The 18,826-nt window shown below is 55.7% G+C and carries 19 protein-coding genes and 2 pseudogenes; 12 read left to right on the top strand and 9 right to left on the bottom strand.

Going from position 1 to position 18,826, the window contains the following annotated elements; all coding sequences use genetic code 11:
- The first annotated feature begins 68 nt into the window (after positions 1 to 68).
- Positions 69 to 785: a two-component system response regulator ArcA gene (gene arcA / locus SK53_RS16035; RefSeq protein ID WP_003856501.1), complete on the top strand. Its 717-nt coding sequence runs from the start codon at positions 69 to 71 to the stop codon at positions 783 to 785.
- Positions 786 to 834: 49 nt separating this feature from the next.
- Here arcA and creA read toward each other — a convergent pair whose 3' ends face one another.
- A complete protein-coding gene (gene creA / locus SK53_RS16030) occupies positions 835 to 1,305 on the bottom strand; it encodes a protein CreA (protein ID WP_048209779.1) in 471 nt (156 codons plus the stop codon).
- Between the two features lie 215 nt (positions 1,306 to 1,520).
- On the opposite strand from creA, the gene robA reads away from it, so the two are divergent.
- Entirely contained in the window at positions 1,521 to 2,390 is an 870-nt protein-coding gene (gene robA / locus SK53_RS16025; protein ID WP_003856504.1) for an MDR efflux pump AcrAB transcriptional activator RobA, read from the top strand.
- Here robA and gpmB read toward each other — a convergent pair.
- Positions 2,387 to 3,034: a 2,3-diphosphoglycerate-dependent phosphoglycerate mutase GpmB gene (gene gpmB, locus SK53_RS16020; protein ID WP_032661523.1), complete on the bottom strand. Its 648-nt coding sequence runs from the start codon at positions 3,032 to 3,034 to the stop codon at positions 2,387 to 2,389. The genes robA and gpmB overlap by 4 nt on opposite strands.
- 48 nt (positions 3,035 to 3,082) lie before the next feature.
- On the opposite strand from gpmB, the gene yjjX reads away from it, so the two are divergent.
- Positions 3,083 to 3,598, top strand: coding sequence for an inosine/xanthosine triphosphatase (gene yjjX / locus SK53_RS16015; RefSeq protein WP_022646994.1), 516 nt, complete (start codon positions 3,083 to 3,085; stop codon positions 3,596 to 3,598).
- 27 nt (positions 3,599 to 3,625) lie between these two features.
- Here yjjX and trpR read toward each other — a convergent pair whose 3' ends face one another.
- Positions 3,626 to 3,955, bottom strand: a complete 330-nt coding sequence (gene trpR, locus SK53_RS16010; RefSeq protein ID WP_003856511.1) for a trp operon repressor — start codon at positions 3,953 to 3,955, stop codon at positions 3,626 to 3,628.
- 55 nt (positions 3,956 to 4,010) lie between these two features.
- Positions 4,011 to 5,948 carry a murein transglycosylase gene (gene sltY / locus SK53_RS16005; protein WP_048209778.1) on the bottom strand — a complete coding sequence of 646 codons (1,938 nt, stop codon included), beginning with the start codon at positions 5,946 to 5,948 and terminating at the stop codon, positions 4,011 to 4,013.
- A 226-nt stretch (positions 5,949 to 6,174) separates the two neighbouring features.
- Here sltY and ettA point away from each other — a divergent pair, with 226 nt between their 5' ends.
- Positions 6,175 to 7,842 carry an energy-dependent translational throttle protein EttA gene (gene ettA / locus SK53_RS16000; RefSeq protein ID WP_003856515.1) on the top strand — a complete coding sequence of 556 codons (1,668 nt, stop codon included), beginning with the start codon at positions 6,175 to 6,177 and terminating at the stop codon, positions 7,840 to 7,842.
- Positions 7,843 to 7,933: 91 nt separating this feature from the next.
- Here ettA and SK53_RS15995 read toward each other — a convergent pair whose 3' ends face one another.
- Complete coding sequence (locus SK53_RS15995; RefSeq protein ID WP_022650376.1) at positions 7,934 to 8,833, bottom strand: LysR family transcriptional regulator; 900 nt, start codon at positions 8,831 to 8,833, stop codon at positions 7,934 to 7,936.
- A gap of 108 nt (positions 8,834 to 8,941) precedes the next feature.
- On the opposite strand from SK53_RS15995, the gene SK53_RS15990 reads away from it, so the two are divergent.
- Positions 8,942 to 9,943, top strand: a complete 1,002-nt coding sequence (locus tag SK53_RS15990) for a zinc-binding alcohol dehydrogenase family protein (RefSeq protein ID WP_045344267.1) — start codon at positions 8,942 to 8,944, stop codon at positions 9,941 to 9,943.
- Between the two features lie 97 nt (positions 9,944 to 10,040).
- On the opposite strand, the gene nadR is transcribed toward SK53_RS15990, so the two are convergent.
- The 3 genes from nadR to serB are packed head-to-tail and all read right to left on the bottom strand — an operon-like array spanning position 10,041 to position 13,674.
- Entirely contained in the window at positions 10,041 to 11,273 is a 1,233-nt protein-coding gene (gene nadR, locus SK53_RS15985) for a multifunctional transcriptional regulator/nicotinamide-nucleotide adenylyltransferase/ribosylnicotinamide kinase NadR (RefSeq protein WP_003856522.1), read from the bottom strand.
- 35 nt (positions 11,274 to 11,308) lie between these two features.
- Positions 11,309 to 12,694 (bottom strand): DNA repair protein RadA, encoded by a 1,386-nt coding sequence (gene radA / locus SK53_RS15980; protein WP_003856523.1) that lies wholly within the window; start codon positions 12,692 to 12,694, stop codon positions 11,309 to 11,311.
- Between the two features lie 11 nt (positions 12,695 to 12,705).
- Positions 12,706 to 13,674 (bottom strand): phosphoserine phosphatase, encoded by a 969-nt coding sequence (serB, locus tag SK53_RS15975; protein ID WP_003856524.1) that lies wholly within the window; start codon positions 13,672 to 13,674, stop codon positions 12,706 to 12,708.
- Positions 13,675 to 13,791: 117 nt separating this feature from the next.
- On the opposite strand from serB, the gene SK53_RS15970 reads away from it, so the two are divergent.
- From SK53_RS15970 to SK53_RS23945, 7 genes and pseudogenes are all read left to right on the top strand, one after another.
- The gene (locus SK53_RS15970) at positions 13,792 to 14,436 is read left to right on the top strand and encodes a YtjB family periplasmic protein (protein ID WP_048209777.1); all 645 of its coding nucleotides are present in this window, start codon (positions 13,792 to 13,794) and stop codon (positions 14,434 to 14,436) included.
- Between the two features lie 39 nt (positions 14,437 to 14,475).
- On the top strand, positions 14,476 to 15,492 hold the full coding sequence (gene lplA, locus SK53_RS15965; RefSeq protein WP_023324128.1) for a lipoate--protein ligase LplA: 1,017 nt from the start codon (positions 14,476 to 14,478) through the stop codon (positions 15,490 to 15,492).
- 237 nt (positions 15,493 to 15,729) lie between these two features.
- Positions 15,730 to 16,416: a DUF1120 domain-containing protein gene (locus SK53_RS15960; protein WP_022650372.1), complete on the top strand. Its 687-nt coding sequence runs from the start codon at positions 15,730 to 15,732 to the stop codon at positions 16,414 to 16,416.
- Positions 16,417 to 16,473: 57 nt separating this feature from the next.
- On the top strand, positions 16,474 to 17,163 hold the full coding sequence (locus tag SK53_RS15955) for a DUF1120 domain-containing protein (protein WP_003856531.1): 690 nt from the start codon (positions 16,474 to 16,476) through the stop codon (positions 17,161 to 17,163).
- A gap of 77 nt (positions 17,164 to 17,240) precedes the next feature.
- A complete protein-coding gene (locus SK53_RS22310; protein ID WP_022650371.1) occupies positions 17,241 to 17,474 on the top strand; it encodes a hypothetical protein in 234 nt (77 codons plus the stop codon).
- Positions 17,475 to 17,533: 59 nt separating this feature from the next.
- A pseudogene (locus tag SK53_RS23785) lies at positions 17,534 to 17,872 on the top strand (FimD/PapC C-terminal domain-containing protein); the annotation flags it as partial.
- 86 nt (positions 17,873 to 17,958) lie between these two features.
- A pseudogene (locus SK53_RS23945) lies at positions 17,959 to 18,057 on the top strand (hypothetical protein); the annotation flags it as partial.
- 41 nt (positions 18,058 to 18,098) lie between these two features.
- Here the strand turns inward: SK53_RS23945 and deoD are convergent.
- Positions 18,099 to 18,818 carry a purine-nucleoside phosphorylase gene (gene deoD / locus SK53_RS15940; RefSeq protein ID WP_022650368.1) on the bottom strand — a complete coding sequence of 240 codons (720 nt, stop codon included), beginning with the start codon at positions 18,816 to 18,818 and terminating at the stop codon, positions 18,099 to 18,101.
- Positions 18,819 to 18,826: the final 8 nt, after the last annotated feature.

Genomic DNA, 18,826 nt, shown 5'->3' with positions numbered 1-18,826 from the left:
ATGCATCAGGCAGGTCAGGGACTTTTGTACTTCCTGTTTCGATTTAGTTGGCAATTTAGGTAGCAAACATGCAGACCCCGCACATTCTTATCGTTGAAGACGAGTTGGTAACACGCAACACGTTAAAGAGCATTTTCGAAGCAGAAGGCTACGATGTCTTTGAAGCGACCGATGGCGCAGAGATGCATCAGATCCTTTCTGAAAATGATATCAACCTGGTGATTATGGATATCAACCTGCCGGGCAAAAACGGGCTTCTTCTGGCGCGCGAACTGCGTGAACAGGCGAACGTCGCGTTGATGTTCCTGACAGGCCGTGACAACGAGGTTGATAAAATTCTTGGTCTGGAAATCGGCGCGGATGACTACATCACCAAGCCGTTCAACCCTCGCGAGTTAACCATTCGTGCACGCAACCTGCTGTCCCGCACCATGAATCTGGGTACGGTCAGTGAAGAGCGTCGTAGCGTCGACAGCTACAAATTCAACGGCTGGGAACTTGATATCAACAGCCGTTCGCTGATTAGCCCGAACGGTGAGCAGTACAAACTGCCGCGCAGTGAATTCCGCGCGATGCTGCACTTCTGCGAGAACCCGGGCAAGATTCAGTCTCGTGCAGAACTGCTGAAGAAAATGACCGGTCGTGAGTTGAAGCCACACGATCGTACCGTTGACGTAACCATCCGTCGTATTCGTAAACATTTCGAATCTACGCCTGATACGCCGGAAATCATCGCCACGATCCATGGTGAAGGCTATCGTTTCTGCGGTGACCTCCAGGAGTAATCCTCACATCACGCAGTAAAGAACGGCGCATTTGCGCCGTTTTTTTTTATTAATGCCACGGCATAATCGGCACCGCGCTAATCGCGTTTTTCGGTGAGCCTTCCACGACTTTGTCCGAGTAGGCCAGATAAGCCAGGGTATTACGCTTCGCATCATAAAAACGGATCACCTGTAGCTTTTTGAACACCAGCGAGGTCCGTTTCTGGAATACAACGTCGCCCTGCGCTTTGCCGTTTTTAATTTTGTCACTCAATTCCACCGGTCCAACCTGCTGGCAGGAGATGGCCGCGTCAGACGTGTCTTCAGCCAGCCCCAGGCCGCCTTTAATCCCGCCGGTCTTCGCCCGGCTGACATAGCAGGTGACGTTTTTAACGTCCGGATCGTCAAACGCCTCCACCACAATTTTGTGGTCCGGCCCAAACATTTTAAACACGGTATCCACGGAGCCAATTTGCTCCGCCTGCGCCACGCGCCCTGCCATCAGTGCCAGTGCTGCAAAGACTAAAACCTTGTATTTCATATTGTTACCATTCATAAAAAATTACGCTGAGCGATTATTCAACAGGTTAGATAAAAATGTAGCAAGATCACAGGATTAGAATATATCCGCACATAAATCACCATAAAAAGCATTTATGCGCAAAAAAAACACTGAATGCTAAAACGTCAAAAAATGCTATTATCCGCTAACCTGTAAACAGGCACCTGCGGCAGTTTTAAGGATGAGGATAGTATATGGATCAGGCTGGAATTATTCGCGACCTGCTCACCTGGCTGGAAGGTCATCTCGACCAGCCATTGTCACTGGATAATGTGGCGGCAAAAGCAGGCTATTCCAAGTGGCATCTGCAAAGGATGTTCAAGGATGTCACCGGTCATGCTATCGGTGCCTATATTCGCGCACGTCGTTTATCAAAGTCTGCTGTTGCGTTGCGCCTGACCGCGCGACCAATCCTTGATATTGCCCTGCAATATCGTTTCGATTCACAGCAAACTTTCACCCGCGCCTTTAAAAAGCAGTTCTCGTTAACGCCAGCGCTTTATCGCCGCTCGCCGGACTGGAGCTCCTTTGGTATGCGTCCGCCGCTGCGTCTGGGCGAGTTTGCGATGCCAAAATATGAAATCATCACCCTGCCAGAAACGCACCTGGTCGGCACCACGCAGAGCTACTCCTGTTCCCTTGAGCAGATCTCCGAGTTCCGCCATCAGATGCGCGTTCAGTTCTGGCGCGAATTTTTAAGCCATGCTCCGGCGATCCCGCCGATTCTGTATGGTTTGAACGAAACGCATCCAAGCCAGGAAAAAGATGACGAGCAGGAGGTGTTCTATACCACGGCGCTGACGCCTGATATGGCGAACGGTTACATTCATGGCTCGAAGCCTGTCGTGCTGGAAGGCGGCGAGTATGTGATGTTCTCATACGAAGGTTTAGGAACGGGCGTTCAGGAGTTCATCCTGACCGTTTACGGGACCTGCATGCCGATGCTGAATCTGAATCGCCGTAAAGGTCAGGACATTGAGCGCTACTATCCGGCGCAAGATGCTAAACCGGAAGAAGGCCCTATCAATCTGCGTATGGAATTCCTGATTCCGGTACGTCGTTAACGCTGCAATTCGTCCAGTGCAGGGGCATCAAGATGCGAAATGTCCCCTGCCATCTCAACCACCCACCCCGATGCCAGCCAGGCACTTTCCTGATAGTCGATACGGGAAATGGAACAGTTGCGCAGACGCAAACGGCGTTCGGCGTAAGCGGGCAGTCCCAGAATGGTGCTCACCAGACAACCCAGCGCGATACCGTGGCTCACCAGCAGCGGTCGGCTACCTGCCGGGAGTTTCAGGCACTCGGCCAGGGCGGCATGCATACGTACGCTGAGCTCCTGCATGGATTCGCCCTCAGGAATACGGCCATCTTCGGTACCGTTTACCAGCGTGCGTCGCCAGCCCTCTTCCGTTTCCGTCAGCGTATCGATAGGACGTTTTTCCAGCACGCCCATATCCAGCTCGCGCAGGCGCGGCTCAAGCATGACGTCACAGCCGCAGGCGTCTGCGATGATGCGCGCCGTCTGCTGTGTGCGACCTAAGTCGCTGGTAATCACGTGGGTAATGCCCAGCGTTCTGGCGCGTTCCGCCACCTGCCACGCTTGCTGCACCCCCTTCTCAGTGAGAGGACTGTCTGACTGGCCTTGAATACGTCGCTCGGCGTTCCACTGCGTTTCACCGTGGCGAACAAGGTATACCTGTAACATGCTTTTTTTCCGTTATACTGCGATGAATTTTTTAAATCGAGCTTAATTATGCACCATGTTGTCTCTGCTACCACCAATCCTGCCAAAATTCAGGCAATTCTAAGGGCATTTGAAGAGATCTTTGGCGAAGGATCCTGCCATATTGACGCCGTCGGCGTCGAGAGCGGTGTGCCGGAACAGCCGTTTGGCAGCGAGGAAACACGCGCTGGCGCACGAAATCGCGTGGCGAATGCAAAAGCCGCCGCGCCAGACGCTGACTTCTGGGTCGCGATTGAAGCTGGTATCGACGAAGGAGCGACCTTCAGCTGGGTTGTCATCGAAAGCCGCGAGCAGCGCGGCGAAGCGCGTTCTGCCACGCTGCCGCTGCCGGAGGTCATACTGGAGAAAGTCCGCGCGGGTGAGGCGCTGGGGCCGGTAATGTCGCACTATACCGGCATTGATGAGATTGGTCGTAAAGAGGGGGCGATTGGCGTCTTTACCGCGGGCAAGCTCACCCGTTCGAGCGTTTACCACCAGGCCGTTATTCTGGCGTTAAGTCCGTTCCATAACGCGATTTATCGTTAAGTCTGTAGGCCGGATAAGGCGAAGCCGTCATCCGGCGTTTTTCAGCAATACCGCTTCCAGCCACTGACGCAGTTCAACCGGCGCCGACTTCAGGCTGTTTGAACCACGGGTAATGGTCGCGATGCCCGCGCCCAGCTCGTTTTTCAGCTCGCGCTGGCTCATTTCGCCGCGCAGCAGTTCCTCAATAATGCGTACCCGCGTGCCCAGCGCTTCGCGTTCATCGGGCGTCAGCATCAGCTGTAGCAACGGTAAATGCAGATCTTTGTCGTAAGACTGGCGGAGCAACTCCACAAAACGAAGCCACTCCTGATGACGCTGTTCGGCCATGGCCGAGGAATACGGGGAATGCTGGGTCATGTTATGCTGCCTCTTGTACTCATTAGCGAGTACAGCATAACACAACCCGCGCCGATCAGTAACGTCTCTGCCACTCGGCATCGCTCATCAGGGTATCTTTCTGCCCCATGAAGTAGCGATAGTAGGCGTCATAGGCCAGCACGTTCTTCACATAGCCGCGCGTTTCCGAGAACGGAATGCTCTCGACAAACGCCACGGCGTCGATACGCCCTGCGCTGTTACCAAGCCATGTCCGCACGCGGCCTGGCCCGGCGTTGTACGCCGCTGACGCGAAGATACGGTTATTACCGAACTGCTGATAGACGTACTGCAAGTAGCTGGTACCGATGTTGATGTTGGTCTCCGGATCCAGCAGCTGGGACGGGCTGCTGTAGCCTGGAATATTAAACATCTTCACCGTGTGCGTCGCGGTGCCCGGCATAATCTGCATCAGGCCGCTGGCACCCACTGGTGAACGCACTTTCGGGTTCCAGGCGCTCTCCTGACGGGCAATGGCCATCGCGTAGCTTTGCGGAATATCTTTGCCGCTGGTGTAGCGATCGAACAGATCCTTATAAGCCAGCGGGAAACGCTCTTCGAGATGATCCCACAGTTTGCCGGCGATCGTCGCCTGCACGCTCAGATCCCACCAGCGATTATCAAACGCATAGCGGGCAAGCTGCGCTTTCTCATCAGTGGTACGGCTGGTGACCAGATTCGCCCATTCGCTGCGCGCGGTATTATCCAGATTCCAGTACATCAGCTCGCGCACGCGCGCCATTTCCGGCCCCTGCGTCAGCGCCGGGTTCGCGTTGGCTGGCGCTTTGTCGATCTTCAGGGTGTACTCCTCGCCCAGACGCTGCGCCGCCGCCATCGGGTAGAATCCGCGCTGCTGCATCAGGGAGTGGAGGATCTCTTTGGCTTCATCGTCACGACCACGTTCCAGCAGCAGGTCTGCCTGCCAGTAACGCCATTCATCTTTCTCTTTGGCATCCATCGGCAGACGCGCCAGCCAGGTATTGAGGCCACGACGATCGCCCGTTCCCAGCGCCATGCGCACGCGACGCTCCACCAGCGAGACAGAGTTTGAACGCATCACCGCATCATCACGCCAGCGCGCCTGTTCGTCGGTGACATCTGTTCCCATCAGTCGCCATGCCACGATATCGCGCAGCTCCTGAGTTTGATCGTCATTAAGCTGCTGGGCATGCACCAGCTGCGGGATCATCAGCCTGGCGTTTTCCACATCATCACGCGCCACGCTGGCAAAGGCCACCGCCGCCATCTGGCGGGTAAAATCGGTCGCGCCGGTGGTACGCGCAAACGTCAGGACGGTGTTCGGATCGTTTGCCAGGCCGATAACGGCAGAAGCAATGGTCTGATAATCCGCCGGCATTTGCCCCGCCAGCACGGTGACCAGCCGCGTGTTCCCGGCCTTCATAGCCAGGCGGATGCGTTCGAGGTAGGAGAGCGGATCCTGCTGCCCCGACGCGCGCCAGGCGCTGAAAAGCGGATCGCAGGCGTTTGGCTGGCTTTTGCCCGTCAACCACAGCTCTTTCGCACCGACCCAGGCTTCCTCCTGCTGACCGGTCGCCCATTTCGCATAATAGTAATTACACTGCGCTTCCGTCGCGCCCGGTTTATCCGGGCTGAAAGCCAGCAGGCCGCGCCAGTCTTCGCGACGGGCCAGCTCGTTCACAAACCGGGACTTCAGGGTGCGCGCAGGCGGCAGGGTCGGGTTCGCCTGAATGAAATTATTCACGGTGACGGTCGGCTGGTTCATCAGATCGTCCGTGATCTGGCGATACTCCAGATACGGATACAGCGGATAATCCTTGAGCGTCGGCATCAGCGCCTGCACGGTATCCATCTGCTTGTTGTCCCATGCCTGCTTAATCTGGGCATAGCGGCTACGTTGTTCGTCCAGTGAATCGGCATGCACCGCCTGGCTTACCGCCATTACGCATACGCTGGCAGCCAGCAGACGCCAGACCACCCGTTTGGCTTTTTCCACAAGCTCTTCCTCATTGTTTTTCGTCAGTTGCAGCGTCTTGCCACGTCAAAGTTACATCAACTTATGCTAACCAGGCATCCCACAACGCGCCACGTCATGGACACTTTTTTACCTTTCTTGCGCGTTTTAACACTCCCGACGTTCCTGGCTGGGATTAGGGCGTGAAAAAGGCTACACTTCGAGGCTGAAATTCATTCTCATCACGATAAAAGAGGCGAAGTCCAACGTGGCTCAATTCGTTTATACCATGCATCGTGTCGGCAAAGTTGTCCCGCCGAAACGTCATATTCTTAAAAATATCTCGCTGAGCTTCTTCCCGGGCGCAAAAATCGGTGTTCTGGGTCTCAACGGTGCCGGTAAGTCCACCCTGCTGCGCATCATGGCCGGCATCGATACAGACATCGAAGGTGAAGCCCGTCCGCAGCCTGGCATTAAGATCGGCTACCTGCCGCAGGAACCTCAGCTGAACCCGGAGCACACCGTGCGTGAATCCGTTGAAGAAGCGGTATCCGAGGTGGTTAACGCCCTGAAAGGTCTGGATGAAGTGTATGCCAAATACGCCGAGCCGGATGCGGACTTCGACAAACTGGCCGCTCAGCAGGGCAAATATGAGGAAATTATCCAGGCGCACGATGGTCACAACCTGAACGTGCAGCTGGAGCGCGCGGCTGATGCCCTGCGTCTGCCAGACTGGGATGCGAAAATCGCTAACCTGTCCGGTGGTGAACGCCGCCGCGTGGCGCTGTGCCGCCTGCTGCTGGAAAAACCAGACATGCTGCTGCTCGACGAACCGACCAACCACCTGGATGCCGAATCCGTGGCGTGGCTGGAGCGCTTCCTGCATGACTTCGAAGGCACCGTGGTAGCGATTACCCACGACCGTTACTTCCTCGACAACGTTGCGGGCTGGATCCTGGAGCTGGACCGCGGCGAAGGTATTCCGTGGGAAGGCAACTACTCCTCCTGGCTGGAGCAGAAAGACCAGCGTCTGGCGCAGGAAGCGTCTCAGGAAGCCGCCCGCCGTAAGTCTATTGAGAAAGAGCTGGAGTGGGTGCGTCAGGGCGCGAAAGGCCGTCAGTCTAAGGGCAAAGCCCGTCTGGCACGCTTTGAAGAGCTGAACAACACCGAATACCAGAAACGTAACGAAACCAACGAACTGTTTATTCCACCTGGAGCTCGTCTGGGGGATAAAGTGGTTGAAGTGACTAACCTGCGTAAGTCCTACGGCGACCGCGTGCTGATCGACGATCTGACCTTCTCCGTTCCGAAAGGCGCTATCGTCGGCATCATCGGTCCGAACGGCGCGGGTAAATCCACCCTGTTCCGCATGATGTCTGGTCAGGAACAGCCTGACAGCGGCTCTATCACCCTGGGTGAGACCGTGAAGCTGGCCTCCGTTGACCAGTTCCGCGACGCGATGGACAACAGCAAAACCGTGTGGGAAGAAGTCTCCGGCGGTCTGGATATCATGCGTATCGGCAACACCGAGATGCCAAGCCGCGCCTATGTTGGCCGCTTTAACTTCAAGGGCACCGACCAGGGCAAACGCGTAGGCGAGCTTTCCGGCGGTGAGCGCGGTCGTCTGCACCTGGCAAAACTGCTCCAGGTTGGCGGCAACGTTCTGCTGCTCGATGAACCCACCAACGACCTGGACATCGAAACCCTGCGCGCGCTGGAAAACGCCCTGCTGGAGTTCCCGGGCTGCGCGATGGTTATCTCGCACGACCGCTGGTTCCTGGACCGTATCGCGACCCACATCCTGGACTACCAGGACGAAGGTAAGGTGGAGTTCTTCGAAGGTAACTTCACCGAATACGAAGAGTACAAGAAACGCACGCTGGGCGCAGACGCGCTTGAGCCGAAGCGTATTAAGTACAAGCGTATTGCGAAATAAAACCAAAACGGCAACTTCGGTTGCCGTTTTTTATGTTTGTTCCCTCTCCCCGTGGGAGAGGGCCAGGGTGAGGGCATCAGGCCGCACAAAATCACCCGCCCACGTAATACCGCTTCACCTCATCAAACTGCATCGCAAAGTCGATATAGCTCATCAGCGCAGGCGAATTGAGCTTACGGCTCGGGTAGGCCAGCCAGAGATCGTTTCCCTCAACGCTCCACGCCGACAGCACCTTCACCAGCGCGCCCTTTTCGATCTTATCTTCCAGCAGGAATGCGGGTAACAGCGTGATCCCCGCCCCGGCAATGGCGCATTCCCTGGCGTACACCAGATTATCCGTCATATGAGCGTTATCCGGCAGGTAGCGGTAATCCTCATTCTCGCTTCGCAGAAGCCACTCCGACCATGCCCGGTGCGTAATGCAGCGATGCTCCACCAGCTGTCGGGGATGAATTAACGGCTCCCGGCGTGCCAGGTAGTCGGGCGAGGCCAGCATGTAGCGCGGACAGTGCCCAATCATGCGGCCAATCAGGGAAGAATCCTGCGGTTTGCCGGTGCGCAGCGCCACGTCAAAGCCAGACTCGACCAGATCCACCACGTCGTCTGAGATCGACACATCCAGTGACACGTCCGGATAGCGAAGCTGGAACTCGGCATTCATATGCGCCAGCAGCGTCGCGCCAATTCCTGCCGGACAGGTGATCCGCAGCCGCCCGCTGGGGTTTTCTCGCAGCCGCTGAATGGCATACTCCGCGCGCTCGCTGGCCGCCAGCATCTCGCGACAGTGCACCAGATAGTGCTCGCCCGCAAACGTCAGGCTTATTCTGCGCGTCGTGCGATTCAACAGACGGATCCCCACCTGCTGCTCCAGCTGGCTAATGCGCTGGCTGACGCTGGATTTTGGCAGTTCCGCCTTCTGCGCCGCCGCGGTAAAGCTGCCCATCTCGGCCACCAGCGCAAACAGTGCCATATCCTGAAGCTGTTTAAACATGATTGTTCACTCTGTACGAACGCTGAGTTCTGGATTGTCCATCTTATCATGCGGCTGACCACTTAATAGACTAGCCTCAACAAAACGAATGCCATTGAGGAGCACACCATGTCAGTGAAAGCCATTGCCGTTAACCCAGAAAATCCCTCCACCTTCGTTGAAATCACCCCGCCGATGCCGCAGCCCGGCGAACACGATCTGCTGGTGGAGGTGAAAGCCGTCTCCGTAAACCCGGTGGACACCAAGGTACATGCAGGCATTGCTAAAAGCGGGCTGAAGGAGCCGCGCATTCTCGGGTGGGATGCCAGCGGGATCGTAAAAGCCGTTGGGGCTGGCGTCACCGGATTCAAACCGGGTGACGAAGTGTGGTACGCGGGGGATATCACCCGACCGGGCAGCAATACCACACATCAGCTGATCGATGCGCGCATTGTCGGGCACAAGCCTGCAAGCCTTGACTGGGCCGCCGCGGCTGCACTGCCGCTGACGGCGCTCACCGCGTGGGAAGGCCTGTTTGAACGGCTGAAGATTCAGGATGCCGACGCAGATAAAACGCTGCTGATTATTGGCGGCGCGGGTGGAGTCGGATCGCTGGCGATCCCGTTTGCGAAGCACAACAGCAAGGTGAAGATCGTCGCAACCGCTTCGCGAGAAGATTCCGCCCAGTGGTGCCGCGATCGCGGGGCGGACATAGTCGTAAATTACCGCGACCTGAAGGGGGAAATGGCGAAACAGGGGCTCACCTTTGTGGATTACATTTTTATCCTCAACGACACCGACGGGCACTGGGATGCGGTCAGCGATCTAATTGCCCCTCAGGGACACATTTGTTCCATCGTTGAAAACGCGCATCCGCTGAATCAGGACAAGCTGAAGTCCAAATCTGCCGCCCTGCACTGGGAGTTTATGTACACCCGCAGCATGTACCAGACTGCGGATATGGCGCGTCAGGGTGAGATTTTAAATGAGGTGGCGAAGCTGGTGGATAACGGCGTAGTGGAAAGTTCGCTCAGCGAAACGCTGCACGGGCTAAGCGTGGAAAGCATTACCGAAGCGCACCGCAAGGTGCTGGAGGGACATATGCGTGGAAAGGTGGTGGTTGAGTATTGAGTGGACTGATTCCCTTACCCTGGCCCTCTCCTAAAGGGAGAGGGAGATTAAAGTCCCCTCTCCCTTTGGGAGAGGGTTAGGGTGAGGGATAAATCTTTTACCCCTGCTCCCCCATCATCTCCTTCACCAGCTCGACGCAGCGCAGGAAACGGGTGTCGTAGTCCGACTCTTCCACATGGACAAACTCAACGTTGTTCTCGTTAAGCATCTCTACCAGCATGGTCTGGAACTCACGCCTGTCCACGGAGCTGCCCAGGCTGCGCATGCCGTCGGCCACCCATGGGGTGTTGTTTTCCAGCAGGATCACCAGGTCAAAGCGGTATTCGTCAATCAGCGCCTGCACAAACGGGTGCTCGCGCCCCTCGTACTTTTTGCAGAACGCCTGCGTGGTGACGAAATCGGTATCAATAAAGGCGACTTTATTGGCGTATTTCACCGCGAAATCAATGTACTGGGCATGACCGAGCGCGATTTTATCGTAGTCGGAATACTGCAACGCCATCTCGTCGCCGCCAAGGTGTGAAAAGACATAATCGCGGCCATACTCCCACGCGCTGGTGGTGTTGAAGATGTTCGCCAGCTTATTGACCAGCGTCGATTTCCCGCTCGACTCGCCGCCGAGGATCGCCACCGTACGCACGAAGAACGGCTTCACCTCGGTCGGGATGTAGTCCCAGTAACGGAACGGGTTCTCGCGAATCTGCGCCCCGCTGATGTTCATGAAGGTGCGTTTAGGATCGATCAGCACCGTCTCGATACCCAGATGCTCGCGGAACTGCGGCGCGTCGGACTCTTCAGAGGTGTAGATCCAGTTAGGCGCAATGCCCTTCTCTTCCATAAACGCTTTGATGCCGTTGCTCCACACGTCCCAGCCGTGCGGATATGGCTCCATGCCCTCTTCGTTAAAGGCATGAATACGAATATTTTTCTGATATTTAAAGGTCTGAAGCAGCCAGCGCAGGCGGTCCGGCACGGTGGGCTGCTGCGACATGGCGCTGTCTTCAAACAGCTGGCGATCGCGGGTTTCATCATAACCCATGATGATATGCAGCTCGTCGACCTGGCTACAGGCGCGCTGGATCAGATAGATATGCCCGGTATGCAGCGGGTAGAACTTACCGAACACCACGCCAATGTTCTTTTGCATCCGCGGAAATTCAAGCCCCAGAAAACGGTGCAGCGCTTCCAGCTTCTGCGCGCTGGGGCTTTTGATTTTGGCGTTCAGCAGTTGGCTCAGGTAGCCCTTGGTCATGCCGCTGGCGTCCGCCACCTGCTGCAACGTGCAGCCCTTCTGGCGGATAGCGGTCTTGATGTAGTCAAATGATGACATAAATTACGGTGCCTCCTGCAAAATCGAATACGTAATTATAAGTCGTCAAAGACATTTAACGCATCTGCGAGTTTTTTAACGCCGAAAACCTGCATCCCTTCCGGAATTTTTTTCGGCACGTTGGCGGCCGGAACAATCGCGCGGCGGAAGCCATGTTTTGCCGCTTCGGAGATACGCTCCTGACCGCTCGGCACCGGGCGGATCTCGCCGGCCAGCCCTACCTCACCAAATACCACCAGATCCTGCGGCAACGGTCTGTCGCGCAGGCTGGAGACCATTGCCAGCAGCAGCGCCAGGTCCGCGCTGGTTTCCGTAACCTTCACCCCACCAACCACGTTGACGAACACATCCTGATCCGCCATTTGCAGACCGCCGTGACGGTGCAGCACCGCCAGCAGGATCGCCAGGCGGTTCTGTTCCAGACCGACCGCCACGCGCCGCGGATTGCCCATCATCGAGTGATCCACCAGCGCCTGAATTTCAACCAGCAGCGGACGCGTTCCTTCCCACAGCACCATCACCGAACTCCCGGACGTGATCTCGTCGCCACGGCTCAGGAAGATGGCCGACGGGTTGCTGACTTCGCGAAGCCCCTGCTCGGTCATGGCAAACACGCCCAGCTCATTCACCGCGCCAAAGCGGTTTTTATGGCTGCGCAGGGTACGAAAACGGGAATCCGCATCGCCATCGAGCATCACCGAGCAGTCGATACAGTGTTCAAGCACTTTCGGTCCCGCCAGCGAGCCGTCTTTGGTCACATGACCAACCATCACAATCGCCACGCCGCGCGTTTTGGCAAAGCGCGTCAGGTAGGCCGCGGTTTCACGCACCTGCGCCACGCTTCCCGGTGACGACTGAATGTCAGCCATATGCATCACCTGAATGGAGTCGATCACCATCAGCTTCGGCTGCTCTTCTTCGGCGATCATGCAGATCTGCTCGATGCTGGTTTCCGACAGCATATTCAGATTGCCGGTCGGCAGGCCGAGGCGGTGCGCGCGCATCGCCACCTGCTGGAGTGATTCTTCCCCCGTGACGTACAGGGTTTTCATCTGTTCGGCGAGCTTGCAGAGCGTTTGCAGCAGCAGGGTCGATTTACCCGCGCCCGGGTTACCGCCGATCAGAATGGCGCTGCCCGGCACTACGCCACCGCCGAGCACGCGGTCAAATTCTTTGAATCCGGTTGAGAAGCGCGGCAGCGCCTCAAGGCTGATATCCGAAAGTTTTTGTACCTTCGACACGCCTGCATTGCCCGCATAGCCGCTCAGCCGTTCATTGCGGGCCACGCTCGGCGAAGCCGCCACACCACGCACTTCGGTGATGGTGTTCCAGGCATGACAGGCGCTGCATTGCCCCTGCCAGCGCGGATAATCCGCACCACATTCATTACAGACAAATGCGCGTTTTGGAGCTTTCGCCACGGTTTACCTCGTTATTTTTGATTAATGCTGCCGGAGAGAATACAGAACACCCCCATCAGATCAGCATGACGGATAGTGACTTCCGTCTTTTCATTCACTTTCGGTTTGGCATGGTAGGCAATACCCAGCCCGGCAACTTTGATCATCGGCAGATCGTTCGCGCCATCGCCGATGGCGACGGTTTGCTCGACCGGGATGGCATATTTCTCTGCCAGACGCGTCAGCGTATTGGCTTTGTACTGCGCATCCACGATGTCGCCGATGACCTGTCCGGTGAGTTTGCCGTCCATGATCTCCAGCTCGTTTGCCACCACGGTGGTCAGACGCAGCTTGTCACGCAGGTAGTCGGCAAAGAAGGTGAACCCGCCGGAGGCAATCGCCACTTTCCAGCCGAGCGTCTCCAGCTTGAGTACCAGCTGCGTAAGCCCAGGCATCAGGGGCAGTTCATCGCGCACCTGACGCAAAATGTTAGCATCGGCCCCCTTCAGGGTCGCCACGCGCTGTCTCAGGCTGGCGGTGAAATCCAGCTCGCCGCGCATCGCGCGCTCGGTGACTTCCGCCACCAGCTCTCCGCTGCCCGCCAGTTTAGCAATCTCGTCAATACACTCGATCTGAATGGCGGTGGAGTCCATGTCCATTACCAGCAGGCCGGGCGTTTTCAGGTGCGGAATTTTGCCGAGGGGAGCAACGTCCAGCCCGGCGTCGTGCGCCAGACGCGTGGCGCGCTGCGTCAGGGAACCCGCCAGGCGAATGACCTGATAATCTTCCACACACCAGGCCGCAACGATGACCATCGCTGCGCCCAGTTTGGTTTGATACTGGGTGAGGCGTTGCTTATCCAGGCCGCGTCCGTACAGCAGCCAGCCGCTACGGCCAGCGTGGTAATCGAGAGGCATCACCTCATCGCCACTTAAAGAGAGCGGCAATCCTGGCCATAAAGAGACATCCGTTGGCAGGTCGCACCAGGTAATGTTCGGCATTGAAGCTCCTGTAATTTCGTTCGCGCCGGAAGGTTCCAGAGGGAAAATAACGCATGAGGCTACCCTGTAACCATCACTTCTGGCAACATTAAGCCGTAAATTTTAAGCAGGTGGAATATGGCTCGCGCAAAACTGAAATTCCGGCTTCATCGCGCCGTGATTGTCCTGATCTGTCTCGCACTATTAGTGGCGCTGATGCAGGGGGCATCCTGGTTTAGCCAGAATCACCAACGACAGCGTAACCCGCAGTTTGAGGAGCTGGCCCGGACGCTGGCGCGCCAGGTGACGCTCAACGTTGCGCCGTCTATGCGCACCGAAACGCCGGATGATAAGCGAATAGCCCAGGTATTGCGCCAGCTTACGAAAAACAGCCGCATTCTGGATGCGGGCGTGTACGATGAACAGGGCGACCTGATTGCCCGCGCGGGTGAGCATGTCGACGTGCGCGACAGGCTGGCGCTGGATGGCAAAAAAGCCGGTGGTTATTTCAACCAACAAATCGTCGAACCCATTCAGGGCAAAAATGGTCCGCTCGGCTATTTACGTCTGACACTCGACACCCACACCCTGCCAACCGAAGCCAAACAGGTAGATAACACCACCAATATTTTGCGCCTGATGCTGCTGCTCTCACTGGCGATTGGCGTGGTACTGGCACGTACGTTGCTCCAGGGCAAGCGCACCCGCTGGCAGCAGTCGCCGTTCCTGTTAACCGCCAGCAAGTCGGTTCCCGAAGAGGAAGAGAGCGAGAAGAAAGAATAGTGATAAAGTAGGCGGATGATTCGGAAAAGGAACTCTGCCATGTCGACGTTACGCCTGCTAATCTCTGACTCTTACGATCCCTGGTTTAACCTGGCGGTAGAAGAGTGCATCTTCCGCCAGATGCCTGCCACCCAGCGCGTCCTGTTTCTCTGGCGCAACGCTGATACGGTCGTTATTGGCCGCGCGCAAAATCCGTGGAAAGAGTGTAACACCCGCCGTATGGAAGAGGACAACGTCCGCCTGGCGCGCCGCAGCAGCGGCGGCGGTGCGGTATTCCACGATCTGGGCAATACCTGCTTTACCTTTATGGCGGGCAAGCCGGAATACGACAAAACCATCTCGACCTCCATTGTGCTTAATGCGCTCAATTCGCTCGGCGTGACGGCTGAAGCCTCGGGACGTAACGATCTGGTGGTCAAAACGCCCGATGGCGACCGCAAGGTATCCGGCTCTGCCTATCGCGAAACGATGGATCGGGGATTCCACCACGGCACATTATTGCTGAATGCCGATCTGAGCCGTCTGGCTAACTACCTTAATCCAGATAAGAAAAAGTTACAGGCTAAGGGTATTACCTCCGTGCGCGGGCGCGTGGCGAATCTGGTGGAACTGCTGCCCGGGATTACTCATGAGCAGATTTGCGATGCGATCCGTGAAGCCTTCTTCGAACATTACGGTGAGCGGGTAGAAGCTGAAGTGATCTCCCCTGACAAAACACCGGACCTGCCCAACTTCGCGGAAACCTTTGCGCGCCAGAGCAGCTGGGAGTGGAACTTCGGCCAGGCACCGGCCTTTTCACACCTGCTGGACGAACGGTTTACCTGGGGCGGCGTGGAACTGCACTTTGACGTGGAGAAGGGCCATATTACCCGCACGCAGGTCTTTACGGATAGTCTCAATCCTGCACCGCTGGAGGCGCTGGCCGCACGTTTACAGGGCTGTCTGTACCATGCAGACAGTCTGCAACAGGCGTGCGAAGCGCTGTGGGTGGATTTCCCGGACCACGAGCGGGAGCTACGGGATCTCTCCCAATGGATCGCTGGCGCGGTGCGTTAATAAAAACAAATAAGGGAAGTGAATACGCTTCCCTTATTCCTGAAAATTAACACACGTATATAAATAAACAGGGAACATACACAAAATATATATTTATAGCTTATATATTAAGGGGAATTACATTCAAAAATTAACACTCCTTAATGTAAAGTTAACTTTTCCTCTAGAATAATAGACAGCAAGAAATAGTTTTCTATTTCTTCTCCACACGTCTGTTTCGAACGTTAAGGATTAACGATGAAAAAAATCATTATTGCAACCGCTGTTGCAATGACCCTCTCTGCGACTGCACATGCCGACTCTACTGCGGTATTAAAATTAAAAGGCGTATTAACCAACAACGCCTGTACCCCAACGCTGAGCGATGGCGCTGTCGTTGATTTCGGCACTAAATATATCAGCTCGCTCTCCGCAACGGCAGATAACCAGCTGGGTTATAAAGATATTTCTCTGACTATCAACTGCTCTGCCGCAACGAAAGTAGCGTGGTCCATTACCGATGATCACGCAGATTCAATGAAGAAAATGACCATCGATAACGCCACTTTCGCGGGCGATCAGGCATGGAGTTCAACTAACCAGTACGGCGTAGGTAAAACGGCTGGCGGCGTCAATATCGGCGCTTACTCCGTGGGTATGAATTCGAATGTAACCGTAGATGGAAACGTCAAAGCATTAGGTTATTCTGCGATAGCAGATGATCCAATGTGGTTACTTGCGAATACGGGTTCGCAGCTCGTCACTCATAGTGACGGTTCTATCCAGTATAGCGCACTAAATAGCAGTGATCGGACGTTGGTTCCCTTTATGAATGCCGTATTCCCGCTGCGCGTTGCGCTGGCGGTGCAGAAAACTGACACCCTGGCAATTACCGACGATACCCCGATCGACGGCCAGGCCACCATCACTTTGCATTATCTGTAACTGGCTCATTTCGCTTGTGAACTGAGCGTGATGGCCTGCATTTGTTAAGGAACAACAATGAAAAAGATTTTAGTTGCCACTGCCGTTGCGCTGGCCCTCTCCGCGACTGCCGCTAACGCCGCCTCTACCGCCGTACTGAAAGTGACCGGTTTACTCTCCGTTGCCGCCTGCACCCCGCAGTTAAGCGGCGGCGGCGAGGTGGATTATGGTCTTATCCACCTGGCGGATCTCTCCGCGACCAGCGTTAACCAGTTGGGTCAGAAAGATATCTCCCTGACCATCACCTGCCCGGTAGCCACTAAAGCTGGCTGGACCATCAGCGATGACCGCGCAGACACCCATCCGGGTGCTTCTGTGATCACCATTAACACCGCAGACGCGGCGGGCGGCAACGTTTCCGACACCACCCAGTCCTACGGCGTGGGCAAAACCGCGGGCGGCGTGAAAATTGGCGCTTACTCCATCTTTGCTGATGTGGCGAACGTCACCGCCGACGGCGTGAAATCAGACGTTATCTCCGGTACCGTGGACAGCCCGTCCTGGCAGAAAACCGCTACCGGTATCATCAAAAACGCCAACATGGAAATGATGACCGTGGCCGCTTCCGGCACCACTGCGCCGCTGCCTTTCACGACCGCAGTATTTCCGCTGAAAACCTCCCTGGCGATTCAGAATACCGCGGCCCTCGCGATTACCGATGATACCAACCTGGATGGTCAGGCCACGATTACCGTTAAATATCTCTGATTATCAACCCGATAAAGTGTGAACTATGCCTCCTCTTAACAGAGGAGGTATTTTGTCAGGTTAAAGGATTAATCTTGATGTCAGTTGAATCCACGATCGCTCAGTGCGCCATTGCCGCACCGTTATTATTCTCTGCTCTCTTTGCTCAGGCGTATGCCGCCGGAATGGTGCCAGAAACCACGCTGCTGGTTATTGAAGAGTCGACTCACAGCGGCACCATGAACGTAAAAAATACCGACACCTTCCCGGCCCTGATCTATACCATCATTGTCGATCTTCCTGACGATACAGGCGTGACGTTAAACGCGTGACCCTTGAGGCTATCCCGCCGAAAAACACCGATAAACATATGTGGATCGGCTTTAACCTGAGTCAGGATCTGCCCAACGGCATCAAGAACATTTCTGTCGCCCATACAGCCTTCAGGGAGCTGGATTTCAAAGTACTGAATACCCGTCGCGTAATGCTCGAAGTGAAACGTGCAGACGGCTCGTGACTGTCAAAAGGGACCAGTATCGTGGATGAGAAAAACAACTACCTGGTCAGCGCGGTGGACAGCGGGCGTGTTTTTGTCACTGATATGTCCAATAGCCCGGCACTTTATGCCGTTGACGATAATATGCAGCGCATCTGCCGCATCGATTAATCCCTGAGTGAGACTCAGGACAAAGAATCGTTTTATGAAACTGCTAAAGGAGTCTGTAAATGAAACACCTGGGTAAACATTTACTGATGACTTTTTCGCTAATGGCTACGCTTTTTACGCCTGCCTCGTGGTCCGCCGATGAGTGCCAGCTCACCCTCACCCCGGTGCTGAATGACCGCCAGTTTAATCACATAGGTGATACGGTGACGCTGGAAAGCAATTTGATGTGGGAAGTGTTGACGAAGTAAGCACCATAGGGGGCAAACCTGCCCCCCTGAAGAAAACGAAATTACTCTTGATCGCCCAGCAGAACGGATTCCAGCGCGATTTTGATCATGTCGTTGAAGGTGGTCTGACGCTCGGCAGCGGTGGTCTGCTCGTGAGTACGGATATGGTCAGACACGGTGCAAATGGTCAGCGCTTTCGCACCGAATTCAGCCGCCACGCCGTAGATACCGGCCGCTTCCATTTCCACACCCAGAATGCCGTATTTTTCCATCACGTCGAACATGTCGCCTTCTGGCGAGTAGAACAGATCGGCAGAGAACAGGTTGCCCACGCGCGCGTCAACGCCCAGCGCTTTTGCCGCGTCAACCGCGTTACGCACCATGTCAAAGTCAGCAATGGCCGCAAAGTCATGATCTTTAAAGCGAATGCGGTTGACTTTAGAGTCGGTGCACGCGCCCATGCCGATCACCACGTCACGCAGCTTAACGTCCATGCGAACCGCGCCGCAGGAGCCGACACGGATGATTTTCTTCACGCCGAAATCGGTGATCAGCTCTTTGGTGTAGATGGAGCAGGATGGGATACCCATGCCGTGACCCATCACGGAGATTTTGCGGCCTTTATAGGTACCGGTGAAGCCCAGCATGCCGCGCACGTTGTTCACTTCACGCACATCTTCGAGGAAGGTTTCTGCAATGTGCTTCGCGCGCAGCGGGTCGCCCGGCATCAATACGACGTCAGCGAAATCACCCATTTCTGCATTAATGTGAGGAGTTGCCATCTTCAGTT

Source organism: Enterobacter sp. MGH119 (assembly GCF_001037675.1).
GTDB lineage: Bacteria > Pseudomonadota > Gammaproteobacteria > Enterobacterales > Enterobacteriaceae > Enterobacter > Enterobacter hormaechei_C.
This window is presented reverse-complemented; position numbering and strand designations above follow the sequence as displayed.